The organism is Confluentibacter citreus (assembly GCF_002807055.1).
Lineage (GTDB): Bacteria > Bacteroidota > Bacteroidia > Flavobacteriales > Flavobacteriaceae > Confluentibacter > Confluentibacter citreus.
Window position 1 is genome coordinate 673,275 of the sequence record NZ_NIXN01000001.1, and the last position, 12,086, is coordinate 685,360.

Consider the following 12,086-nt stretch of genomic DNA (forward strand, 5'->3'; position numbering starts at 1 on the left):
TTAAGGGTGAATATGTTCTTTGATAACGGTTTCTATATTATTGATAAGGGTTTCTTTGTCTGATACAAAGGTAGACAATTTTATAGGCTTATGTACGGTAAATGTAATATGTGTGCCCAAACCCAATGGGAATTTACCATATTTTAACATTTTCCATGAATTATTTATCGAAATAGGAACAATTATTGCCGACGGCACTTTCTTGAATAAAATTTCCAATCCTTTAGTTTGAAAAGGTTTGGGCTCGCCATTTTTACTTCTTGTACCTTCAGGGAAAATAACTGCAGCACGTTTATTGGTTTCTATATAATCTCCAAAATTCATGAGAGCTGGCAACGACTGACGGGGATTTTTTCTATCAATCAACGCGGCGCCCCCATGGCGTAAATTGTAAGACACGCTAGGGATGCCTTTTCCCAATTCTATTTTACTAATAAATTTAGGATGATGTTTACGCATATACCATGTTAGCGGATATATATCGTGTAAACTTTGATGGTTTGCTACTATTATTAGTGGTTGATTGGTGTCAATTTGATGAGGATTTGTAAATGTAAAGCGTGTTCCTAAAATATTGGCGCAACGCATTAAACAGAATTGTAAAGCATCAACACTTTTCTTGTGTGCCTGATAACCAAAAACATTAAAACAAAACCACTGTATGGGATGGAATATGACCAGTGTTAAAAAGAAACACAGGGAATAAATAATGGATATGGGATATGACAATATTTTTTGCATGTCCCAAAAATAAGTAAAAACTAAGTTTTAATAAACAGCAATACAGGTGTTATTTTCACATTTCAAACCGGTAGGAGGCATCACAGCACTACAATCTGAAATGATACCATGCTTTGTATTAAAATCGGTGTTCTTCTGGTTATATTCTTCAACCAACATCTCTAGTTTTTCAACATCGATAGATGTTGAATATATTAAATAACTCCAAGCACCACCGCAAGGTTTGCTACCAAAGGCGATAAATTTACATTGCGTATTTTCATCACAAACCGAAGTGTTAGCAAGGTCTTCAATGGTTTTCTTTAAAGATGCTAACTCTTTTTTATCTTCTTCAAAACCAAAAGATGCATCATCATCACATTTAAAAGCTGTAAAAGTTAAGCAAATTAACAATAGGGCAAAAAAGGTGTTTTTCATGGTTAAGCATTTATACAAAGATGCATATTCTTTATAAAGGTTGCGTCCTGAAACAAAAAAACCACGACTAAATCGTGGTTTCTTAAATGTATATTTTGAAAACTTTTAGCCCTCTTTCCTTTGGAGTGAGGGTTGGGAGTGAGGCTTAACAAAACTCGTTATAAGCATCCATAAGATTATCCGCAATCAATTCTGCGGGTCTACCTTCAATATGGTGACGCTCTAACATGTGCACCAATTCGCCATCTTTGAATAAGGCCATACTTGGTGAGCTTGGAGGAAACGGAATCATGTGTTCTCTTGCTCGGGTTACGGCATCAAAATCCACACCTGCAAAAACAGTCACAATATGGTCTGGACGTTTGGCATTTTGCAAACTCATTCTAGCACCTGGTCTGGCATTTGCTGCAGCGCAACCGCAAACAGAATTTACAACTACAAGTGTTGTGCCTTCTTTTGCTATTGCGGCATCTACTTCCGCAGGGGTATGTAATTCTTCAAAACCAACTTTGGTTAAATCTTCTCGCATTGGTTTTACTAATTCTGCTGGATACATATTTTTAAATTTTAATAATTAACATTTTATAGACTGCAAAGATACAGAAAATTAAGTTTTATGTCGCAGTATTCAGTGGCTCCTTTCATTTAAAACTCACTTTATAGTAAACAAAATAACTCAAACCTTTTTCGTAACAAACATCAACAAAACCCAACTAACAGTATTATATTTGAAATCATTAATAAATAAAGGAAATTACATGAGTTATTCGAAATGGATCGGTGCTGCTATTGGATGGTCGTTTGGTGGCCCAATTGGTGCCATTATAGGTTTGGCATTGGGGAGCATTATTGATTCTGTGGGTGTAAGTATTCAAACTACAAATGAACAACCACCGATTTATACAAAACCGAAAACGCAATCAGGAGATTTTGAAATAAGTTTACTTATTTTGGCCTCCATAGTTATAAAAGCGGATGGCAAGCAAGACCAACGTGAGTTGGATTTTGTCCGAAATCAATTTGTGGGCATGTATGGTAAAGAACGCGCCAATCATGCGTTTAAACTTTTTAAAGAGATAAACAAACAACAAAATATTTCGACCAGGCAAGTGTGTTTGCAAATCAGGCAAATGATGGAACATGCGTCGCGTTTACAACTCATTCACTTTTTATTCGGAATTGCCAAAGCCGATGGTTTGGTAACCGATGATGAAGTACACCAAATTTATACCATCGCGGGTTATTTAGGTATCAGTCATAATGATTATGAAAGTATTAAAGCGATGTTCTACAAGAGTGCCGATAGTGCTTATAAAATATTGGAAATCGAAAAAACAGCTACCAACGACGACATAAAAAAAGCCTACCGAAACATGGCTAAAAAATACCACCCCGATAAAGTCGTCCATTTAGGAAAAGAACACCAACAAGGTGCCGAAGAAAAATTTAGGCAAGTGCAAGCGGCGTATGAGCAATTGCAAAAGGAGAGAGGGTTTTAGTTTTTTATGTCTGCTAATTAAATTAATTATTCAATAATTTTAAAACTATTCAGGAGACCTTTTTGCAAATTGACCATTAAGTAATAAACAAGTTTTATGAACGATAAAAAAATCTTAGAACTTTTCAAGAATGGTCAACGCGAAAAAGCTTTTAGTAAGTTATACGCTTTGTATCCAAAAATTGAAGCATTAATAATTTCTATAGGCGGACAAAAGCAAGATGCTTCCGATGTATTTCAGGAAGCATTAATCATACTCAATAGAAATCTGGAAAAATCAGATTTTAACCTCACATCTTCATTTTACACGTATTTATATTCTGTTTCAAGATTTGTCTGGAAGGATTTTCAGGACAAATTTTCAAAAGAGGAACTTCATAATTTAAATAGTAATGAAGTTGATCACTTTCATAATGTTTTAGAAGAGAAAAAATACCAACTCGCTGAACGCGCATTTCTAGAATTAGGGGAACGATGCCAACAGCTTTTGCAATTGTTTTATCAAAAAGCCAAGTCTTTTAAGGAGATTGCCAATATTATGCAATTTGCTTCTGAAAAGGTTGCCAAAAACCAAAAGTATAAGTGTTTGGAAAAAGCAAAAGACATTTATCAAGCTAGTAAAACGGTTCAATCTTAATTGGGAAGCATCATGGAAAATTACATTCAACATATAGAATTCATCAATCAGTATTTAAATAAATCACTTTCAGCCAAGGAGTCTGAAATCTTTTTGAATACCTTAAAAACGGACAATTATTTCAAAAATCTTTATGAAGAACATCTTGTTTTTCTAGAGGGCTTAAAACGCCAAACCTTAAAAGCAGAAATTAAAACCGCCAAGCAGTATTACACTAAAGTGAAATGGTTTAAGTATTTAGGAATTTCGGCAGCAATTGTTGTTATTTCCATTTTGGCGTATATGTTTTTATTTGGCAACACAACGGTTGAGCCTAAACCAATTCCTGATAATAACGCAACAATAATTTCAGATTCTATTCCTTCTAAAGATGGTAGTGAAAGGAATCGGATTTTAAAAGACACCTTGTCTGTAATTGAAAAAGAGGAGATTGACAAAACGATTGTTTCATCTGAAAAAGAATCAAAAAAGGGAAACTTGAATTTCGATTCCTTAAAAAAAGCACCGCAATTTTTTGTTGTAGATTCTAAAAAGGACATAACTATTATTTGTAGAGAAGGCACAAAATTAGTTATTAACGCAAACTCTTTTGTTGATGCCAATAATAACATAGTTGAAGGCAAAATAAACATTGCAGTTACTGAATATTACAAATTATCAGACATGTTATTGGCCAATTTAAGCACAACATCTGATGACAAACAATTGGAAACTGGCGGTATGCTTTTTATTGAGGCAAAAAATGGGGATTCGGATTTAAAGCTAGCACAAAACTCAAGTATAGACATTTTGTTTCCAACTCAAAGCAAGAAAGAAAATATGCAATTGTTTTCTGGAACATGGAAAAATGAAAACATTAATTGGAAGCTTCAAGAAAACTCAGGAATTTTAACGAACGACATTGAACCAATCCTTTCCAATGTCAAAAAAATTGAAGAAAATATTGAGGTGCCTTTTGCAGTGATTGAACAACCACCTGTATATCCTGGTTGTGAAAATTTGAGTAAAACGGAAAGAATAAAATGTACTAGAGAAGCTATTTCAAATTTTGTTCAAAACAACTTTAACACAAGTATCGCAGATGCCTTAGGTTTGAGAGGCAGAATGCGGGTAACAATTTTGTTTAAAATAGATGAAGAAGGAAACGTAGTATTTATTCAATCTAGGGGAGCTCATCCTGCATTAGAGGCTGAGGCCGATCGAGTGGTGGGGTTAATTCCTAAAATGCAACCAGGTAAGCAAAGGGGCAAAGCAGTTACAGTGCCTTATTCGTTGCCAATAGCTTTTCAAGTAAATGGCGTATCTGGAAGAGCTTCAATTGATAATGGCTTGCCAATAGCTACAGTTTCTACAGACTCCATTGTTACAAAAAATTTTGAGAATAGTCTTAAAAAGGAAACTAATGTTAGATCTTCAAGTGTTAACAGTTATATTCTAAGAACTTTAAATTTGGGTTGGATTAATTGTGACCGATTTATTAATGGAAGAACCCAAAGAGTTAAATACAGACTCAAAGTTAATGATGGTAAAGGTACAGTTGTTAGTATGATTTTTAAATCTATAAATTCGGTTTTGCCAAGCCAGAATATTAATGGGATTTACAATTTTGGAACCGTTGGTAAAGATGAAGATGTAGTAATTGTTGCCATAAAAAAGGATGACGAAAAATTGTATTTAGACATCATTGAAACTAAAACAGAAGAAAACCCCGATTTAAAATTTAACTTTAAAGAAGTGACTATTGAAGAAATGAAAGAGGAATTAAAGAAACTGAATAAATTGTTTGAATAATTATTCCTTAAAAACCAAATGCGATGTATTGGGAAAATCTGTTGTTTTAATCAAGCTAATAACCTAGACTAAATCACTTTTTTGTTGAAATGGAATTAAATAATTTTTTTGAATTAATCCTAGCCCTTTAATTACATTTGTTGCCAAAAAGCATCAAAATGATTAAGCCTAAATTGTTTTTTAGTCTATTAATAATTGTTCTTATTATTTGTTCTTGTGCTTCAAAAAAGCAGTTAGATACCATAAAACCAGAGCCTGAAACAGCTATAACACCTTTAGTTTATGAGCTTGATCCATCGTTTATAAATGTGCCGGTAAGTATTAAGTTGTCAGATATTGAAAATCAAACAAACGCCATATTGAATGGGTTGATTTATGAAAACAAAGCCATTGAAGATGACAATATTGAAATAAAAGTATGGAAACAAGCCCCCATAACCATTAGGCAAGATAAAACATCAAATAAGCAACGCATTAAAACAATTTTACCTTTAAAAGCGGTGATTAAATATAGAATTGGCACTAAAACTTTGGGCCTTAATCTTTATAAAACCAGCGAATTTAATTTAAATGGGGTTGTTACACTTTCAAGCGACATTGGCTTATCTAACTGGAAATTAAAATCAAAGACATCCATAGCCGATTTACAGTGGAAGGAAAGTCCGTCCATGGTTGTTTACGGAAAAAACGTGCCTGTAACCTACTTAGTAAATCCTGTTATAAAATTATTTAGAGCCAACATTGAAAAAAGTATTGATGAGGCCATTCAAGCGTCTATGGATTTTAAGCCAAACGTTTTAAACGCCATTGAAAAATTAACCGTGCCTTTTAAAATGAATGAGGCGTATGAAAGCTGGCTTAGATTGGTGCCCATTGAAATTTATAGTACCGATGCCCAACTTAAAAACGATAACGTATTGCTTCAAATGGGCATGAAATGCGAGATGGAAACTGTTGTTGGTCATCAACCGGAATCTAAATTCAATGCTAAAAACATTCTTTTGAAACCAGTAACAGACATGCCAAACCATGTTACTTCAACCATTATTGCTATATCAACGTATGAAGATGCTTCAAAGATTATGACCAAAAATTTTTCGGGACAAGAATTTAGTTCGGGTTCAAAAAAGGTAACGGTTAAAAAAGTTGATATTTGGCATAAAGACAACAATCTGGTCATTGCTCTAGATTTAGAAGGCTCGGTAAATGGCACCATATATCTTTCGGGCATGCCTCAATACGATGCTGTTAATAAAGAAATATATTTCTATAAATTAGATTATGTTTTGGATACCAAAAATAAATTGCTGCGAACGGCTAATTGGTTGGCAAAAGGATTGATACTTAAAAGAATTCAAGAATACTGTAAATACTCCATACAATCTAATTTAGATGAAGGTAAGCAAACCATGCTAAACTATCTTAGCAATTATTCGCCAGTTCCTGGTGTTTTTGTGAATGGTACGATGAAAGATATCGAGTTTGAAAAAATACAATTAACCAATACAGCGATACTGGCGTTTTTGAAAGTAAAAGGAAATATCAGCGTTACTGTTGATGGGTTGAAGTGACATTAATTTTTAAAAACAATGGAAGATTGATTTTTGTCAACACTCATTTCAACAGTTCTACCCAAAATCAAAGCGCGATTATCCTTTTCATGACCAGCAGGCATATTAAAGGCAATCGGGAAATTGTATTCCGCTAAAGCATCTAAAATGAGTTGTTGTATAGGGCTTCCCCAAAGTGTTGTGTTTTTTCGGATTTTAGAAATATCCCCCACTATCACACCTTTACAATTGGTAAAATAACCAGCGCGCTTTAAACTTTGCAACATTCGGTCGATACTATATTCGTACTCGCCAATTTCTTCAATAAACAAGATTTTTCCAGAGGTGTCAATGCTGGTATTAGACCCCAACATACTGTATAAAATGGACAAATTCCCACCAACAATAGGCGCACTTACGTTTCCTATTTTATTGTATTTAGAACCTTGAAGTGTGTACGATAAAGGACTTCCGAAAAGTGCCGTTTTAAAAGTCGAAATGGTTTCTTTAATGTTTTCAGCCCCATCTTGTAAACTGGTGCACATCATGGCGTGCAGACTCTCAAAACCTAGATTATGAATTTGATTGTGCAATGCGGTGATATCACTATAACCAATAATCCATTTGGGCTTGCTGTTAAATTTGGTATAATTCAATTTATCAAGAATTCTAACAGCACCATAACCACCGCGTGCACACCAAATGGCTTTAATTTTAGGGTCGTCCAACGCCATTTGAAAGTCTTCAGCGCGTTCAGTATCAGTTCCTGCAAAATGATTATTCTGTTTAAACACATGTTTTCCAACAACGGTATGTAGTCCCCAACTTTTTAAAAGTGCTTTGGCTTGTTCGATTTCGGCCGTTCTGTTTTTTAAAATGCCTGATGGCGCAACAATGGCAACGGTATCGCCAACTTTTAGGTAGGGTGGTTTTTTCAAAGTTTTTGTTTGTTTTAATGGATTATCCTGTGCCTGCATAGGAGCTTTTCCTAAGAAAAAAGCAACACTACATAATGCAATAATTAATAGGTTTTTTGACATAATGTAAATGTACATTTTTTTTCTAAATCGGTTTCAAAATGTGTACTTTTATGCCTTCAAAATAACTCGTCATTACGAGTGAAATGAAGTAATCTGCTTGTTTTGAGTTTCAATTTATGAGATTGCTTCGTCACTTTGTTTCTCGCAATGACGGTAAAATTTAAATTAATGAACAAACCAAAACGATATACCATTACCTCGGCATTACCTTATACCAACGGCCCAATCCATATTGGCCATTTAGCAGGAGTGTATGTGCCAGCTGATATTTATGCACGTTTTTTACGCTTAACAGGAAACGATGTGGTTTTTATTGGCGGAAGTGATGAACACGGCGTGCCTATTACCATTAAAGCGAAAAACGAAGGTGTGTCTCCGCAAGATGTGGTGGATAAATACCATGCTATTATTAAAAAATCGTTTGAAGAATTCGGCATTTCGTTTGATAATTATTCACGGACTTCGGCTAAAATCCATCATGAAACGGCATCCCAATTCTTTAAAACCTTATATGAAAAAGGGGCATTTATTGAAGAAACATCTGAGCAATTATATGATGAACAAGCCAATCAGTTTTTAGCGGACAGGTTTGTAACAGGTACTTGCCCAAAATGCGGCAATGAGGAAGCCTATGGTGACCAATGTGAAAAATGTGGGACGAGTTTAAATGCTACCGATTTAATAAATCCGAAATCAGCCTTAACAGGTAATGTACCGACTCTAAAGGAAACCAAACATTGGTATTTGCCTTTAGACAGGTATGAAGATTTTTTAAAGGAATGGATTTTAGAAGGCCATAAAAAGGATTGGAAACCGAATGTATACGGACAAGTAAAATCGTGGATTGATGATGGTTTGCGGCCTCGTGCCGTAACCCGTGATTTAGATTGGGGAATCCCAGTGCCTGTTAAAGGGGGAGAAGGCAAAGTGTTGTATGTGTGGTTTGATGCGCCTATTGGTTATATATCTTCAACCAAAGAATGGGCAGCAAGAGTTGGTAAAGATTGGGAACCATATTGGAAAAGTGACGACACCAAATTGGTGCACTTTATAGGGAAGGATAATATTGTGTTTCATTGCATTATTTTCCCGGCTATGTTAAAAGCGGAAGGCAGTTATATTTTACCGGATAATGTGCCGGCGAACGAGTTTTTAAATTTGGAAGGCAATAAACTATCTACTTCCAAGAACTGGGCAGTTTGGTTACCAGACTATTTATTGGAATTCCCCAATCAGCAAGATGTATTACGTTACGCGTTGACCGCTAATGCACCAGAAACGAAGGATAACGATTTTACTTGGAAAGATTTTCAAGCTAGGAATAACAACGAGTTGGTAGCTATTTTTGGAAATTTTATCAACCGTGTGGTGGTTTTGACAAATAAATATTATGAGGGCGTGGTGCCTAAACCTAATGAATTATCTGCAATTGATGAAGAAACATTAGCAGCCGTAAAAGCCTACCCTGATGTCATTGCCAGTTCTATTGAACGTTACCGTTTTAGAGAAGCACAACAAGAATTGATGAATTTAGCACGGTTAGGAAACAAATATCTAGCCGATGAAGAACCTTGGAAAGTAATAAAACTAGATGAAGAAAGGACCAAAACCATTATGTACGTCGCGTTACAAATAGCTGCGGCATTGGCAACTTTAAGCGAACCTTTTTTACCGTTTACATCAAGTAAATTGAAAGCCATCCTAAAGGTCAGTTCGAGTGATGCGACGCAGGAGCATCGTATCGAGAACTCTTGGAACGACATTTCATCTAAAACCATATTGCTTCCATCAGGGCACCAAATATGCGAAGCTGAATTACTATTCTCTAAAATTGAGGACGACACCATTCAATTTCAATTGGATAAATTAGAAGCGAGTAAAAAGGCAAACGAAGTCGCTAATAAAACTCTAGAGCCTCAAAAAGACACCATAACTTTTGAAGATTTTACCAAATTAGATATTCGTGTCGGGACTATTTTAGAAGCCGAAAAAATGCCAAAAGCCAAAAAATTATTGGTGTTGAAAGTAGATACAGGGATTGATGTACGAACCATTGTTTCAGGTATTGCCGAAAGTTTTACCCCCGAAGAAGTTGTTGGAAAACGCGTTACTGTTTTAGTTAACTTGGCACCAAGAGAATTACGTGGCGTGGTAAGTCAGGGCATGATTTTAATGACTGAAAATGCTGAAGGCAAATTGGTTTTTGTGAATCCAGATGATGCGAATGTGCCAAATGGATTGCATATAAGTTAGTTATTTCTTAATTTTATAAAAAAGACAAAATTATGTTATCAAAAAATATAGAACAAGCACTTAACAACCAGATAAAAATAGAAGCCGAATCGTCACAAATTTATTTAGCCATGGCGTGTTGGGCAGAAGTTAAAGGGTTAGAAGGTGTTGCCGGGTTTATGTTCAAGCAGTCACAAGAAGAACGCGACCACATGCTTAAATTGGTGAAATACGTAAACGAGCGAGGTGGCCATGCTCAAGTATCTGCACTTGCTGCACCAAATGTGACATTTAAATCGTTTAAAGAAATGTTTGAAGAACTTTATAAACATGAAATTTTTGTTTCCGAAAGCATTAATGAATTAGTGCATATTAGTTTACAAGAAAAAGATTATTCAACACATAACTTTTTACAATGGTATGTAGCTGAACAAATAGAAGAAGAAGCGGTTGCGCGGACTATTCTAGATAAGATAAATTTAATTGGTGACGACAAAGGAGGCTTGTATTTGTTTGATAGGGATATTGTTACCTTGACAGTAAGTACGGCTTCAACTGTTAATCCACAATAAATTTAACATTTAATCTTATTTAGATTTAATAAAAATAATTATTTTTGCCCATACTATAGAAATACTGTGGGTAAAAAGAAGCAAAAAAAAGCAATTAAAAAACTTGAAAAGTTTGGCATTAAACTTCCGAACAAAGTAAAGGGCAGTTGCTGTGAAAAATATAAAAAGGCAGAGGACAAACGTTGTGGAAAATGTCCCTGTTTCGATTTACTTAAAAAAGTAGCCTAATCACAAAAATCTACAATTTTCATAATTACAAAGCAGGCTTTTATTAAAAAGGACCTGCTTTTTTTGTAATAGCTTGATTAGTCCGATGTAATACACAATACACAAATTATATAATACAAAAAGCAAATTTTGTAATACCAATAAGATCCATTGCTTTAATTTAGCGCGTATAATAGTAAAACAATCAACGTATGAAAAAATTAATAACATTACTAAGCATAAGTGTCCTTTTATTGGTCGCTTCTTGTGGAACCTCTAAAACGGTAAGAACATCTAAAAGAGTAATTAAAGGAGATTGGGTATTGAGTTCGATAACCTACAGTCAAGCTGGAACTTACAACACAACCTTGCTTAATGATGCCTCTAAGGCTTGTTTTGAGGGCAGTACTTGGCAATTTGTGCCAAATAATAATACAGGCGTTTATGCCATTAACAACAGCAGTTGTTCAACAGGTGAAAGGCATTTTGTATTCACCATTCAAGAAGTAGATGCAGAAACAAGTTTATATGATTTTTTATTAAAACCAACAAATGAAAAACACAAGTCTGAAACCAACCAAGGTTTTAGATTAAAACTTTCAGCATTATCAGACACTGCTATGCAATGGCAACAATCGGTTAATGTCTCAGGTAGCTCACTTACAATAAACATGAATTTTACTAAATAATAATATATGAAAACAGCTATAAAAAACATAGGAATCGCACTTTTTGCAATCGTTTTAACCTTAAGCTTAACAAATTGTAAAGCAGTTGAAAATGCGAATAATAAACAAAAAGGCGCCGTTATTGGTGCTACGGGAGGAGCTATTTTAGGGGCTATTATTGGCAATAATGTTGGTAAAGGTGGTAACGGCGAATTAGGTGCCGTTATTGGTGGTGTTGTTGGTGGTGGTGCCGGAGTTCTTATCGGTAGTAAAATGGATAAACAAGCTCAAAAAATTGAAGAGGAAATTCCAGGTGCGCAAGTAGAGCGAGTTGATGATGGTATTGTAGTGACTTTTGATGAAAGTAGCGGTGTGTATTTTGACACTAATAAATTTAACATTAATGGTGCTTCACAAACAACATTAAATAAATTGATAGGTGTTTTTAAAGAATATCCAGACACTAATATTTTGGTGGTTGGGCATACTGATAGCCAAGGTGCTGAAGATTACAACATGACACTTTCTAAAAACAGGGCTAATGCAGTAACTAATTATTTATCCCAAAATGGAATATCCAGTGGACGTCTTACAACAAATTGGTTTGGTGAAAGTCAGCCAATGCATGATAATAGTACTGCCGCTGGACGTGCTAAAAACAGACGTGTGAATGTCGCTATTTTACCAAATCAAAAAATGATAGAAGAAGCTAAATCACAAGCAGGAAATTAAA

At 34.9% G+C, this 12,086-nt stretch carries 12 protein-coding genes; 8 read left to right on the plus strand and 4 right to left on the minus strand.

The window, feature by feature from the left end; all coding sequences use genetic code 11:
- The 3 genes from CDH49_RS02910 to CDH49_RS02920 form a co-directional block, all read right to left on the minus strand.
- Entirely contained in the window at nucleotides 1–741 is a 741-nt protein-coding gene (locus CDH49_RS02910; protein ID WP_100613793.1) for a lysophospholipid acyltransferase family protein, read from the minus strand.
- 27 nt (nucleotides 742–768) lie between these two features.
- Nucleotides 769–1,158 (minus strand): hypothetical protein, encoded by a 390-nt coding sequence (locus CDH49_RS02915; RefSeq protein WP_100613794.1) that lies wholly within the window; start codon nucleotides 1,156–1,158, stop codon nucleotides 769–771.
- A gap of 145 nt (nucleotides 1,159–1,303) precedes the next feature.
- The gene (locus CDH49_RS02920) at nucleotides 1,304–1,714 is read right to left on the minus strand and encodes a BrxA/BrxB family bacilliredoxin (RefSeq protein ID WP_100613795.1); all 411 of its coding nucleotides are present in this window, start codon (nucleotides 1,712–1,714) and stop codon (nucleotides 1,304–1,306) included.
- Between the two features lie 202 nt (nucleotides 1,715–1,916).
- Here CDH49_RS02920 and CDH49_RS02925 point away from each other — a divergent pair, with 202 nt between their 5' ends.
- The 4 genes from CDH49_RS02925 to CDH49_RS02940 all read left to right on the plus strand — a co-directional run bounded on the left by CDH49_RS02925 (nucleotide 1,917) and on the right by CDH49_RS02940 (nucleotide 6,655).
- Nucleotides 1,917–2,657: a TerB family tellurite resistance protein gene (locus CDH49_RS02925; RefSeq protein WP_100613796.1), complete on the plus strand. Its 741-nt coding sequence runs from the start codon at nucleotides 1,917–1,919 to the stop codon at nucleotides 2,655–2,657.
- A 96-nt stretch (nucleotides 2,658–2,753) separates the two neighbouring features.
- Nucleotides 2,754–3,293 carry an RNA polymerase sigma factor gene (locus CDH49_RS02930; protein WP_100613797.1) on the plus strand — a complete coding sequence of 180 codons (540 nt, stop codon included), beginning with the start codon at nucleotides 2,754–2,756 and terminating at the stop codon, nucleotides 3,291–3,293.
- Between the two features lie 12 nt (nucleotides 3,294–3,305).
- Nucleotides 3,306–5,084: an energy transducer TonB gene (locus CDH49_RS02935; RefSeq protein ID WP_157805267.1), complete on the plus strand. Its 1,779-nt coding sequence runs from the start codon at nucleotides 3,306–3,308 to the stop codon at nucleotides 5,082–5,084.
- A gap of 158 nt (nucleotides 5,085–5,242) precedes the next feature.
- A complete protein-coding gene (locus CDH49_RS02940; RefSeq protein WP_100613799.1) occupies nucleotides 5,243–6,655 on the plus strand; it encodes a DUF4403 family protein in 1,413 nt (470 codons plus the stop codon).
- 2 nt (nucleotides 6,656–6,657) lie between these two features.
- On the opposite strand, the gene CDH49_RS02945 is transcribed toward CDH49_RS02940, so the two are convergent.
- On the minus strand, nucleotides 6,658–7,674 hold the full coding sequence (locus tag CDH49_RS02945) for a S66 peptidase family protein (RefSeq protein WP_100614466.1): 1,017 nt from the start codon (nucleotides 7,672–7,674) through the stop codon (nucleotides 6,658–6,660).
- A 168-nt stretch (nucleotides 7,675–7,842) separates the two neighbouring features.
- On the opposite strand from CDH49_RS02945, the gene metG reads away from it, so the two are divergent.
- From metG to CDH49_RS02965, 4 genes are all read left to right on the plus strand, one after another.
- Nucleotides 7,843–9,927 (plus strand): methionine--tRNA ligase, encoded by a 2,085-nt coding sequence (gene metG, locus CDH49_RS02950; RefSeq protein ID WP_100614467.1) that lies wholly within the window; start codon nucleotides 7,843–7,845, stop codon nucleotides 9,925–9,927.
- A gap of 32 nt (nucleotides 9,928–9,959) precedes the next feature.
- The gene (locus CDH49_RS02955) at nucleotides 9,960–10,478 is read left to right on the plus strand and encodes a ferritin (RefSeq protein ID WP_100613800.1); all 519 of its coding nucleotides are present in this window, start codon (nucleotides 9,960–9,962) and stop codon (nucleotides 10,476–10,478) included.
- Nucleotides 10,479–10,897: 419 nt separating this feature from the next.
- Nucleotides 10,898–11,374 carry a lipocalin family protein gene (locus CDH49_RS02960; protein WP_100613801.1) on the plus strand — a complete coding sequence of 159 codons (477 nt, stop codon included), beginning with the start codon at nucleotides 10,898–10,900 and terminating at the stop codon, nucleotides 11,372–11,374.
- 6 nt (nucleotides 11,375–11,380) lie between these two features.
- Nucleotides 11,381–12,085 (plus strand): OmpA family protein, encoded by a 705-nt coding sequence (locus CDH49_RS02965; RefSeq protein ID WP_100613802.1) that lies wholly within the window; start codon nucleotides 11,381–11,383, stop codon nucleotides 12,083–12,085.
- The last annotated feature ends 1 nt before the right edge of the window (nucleotide 12,086 follow it).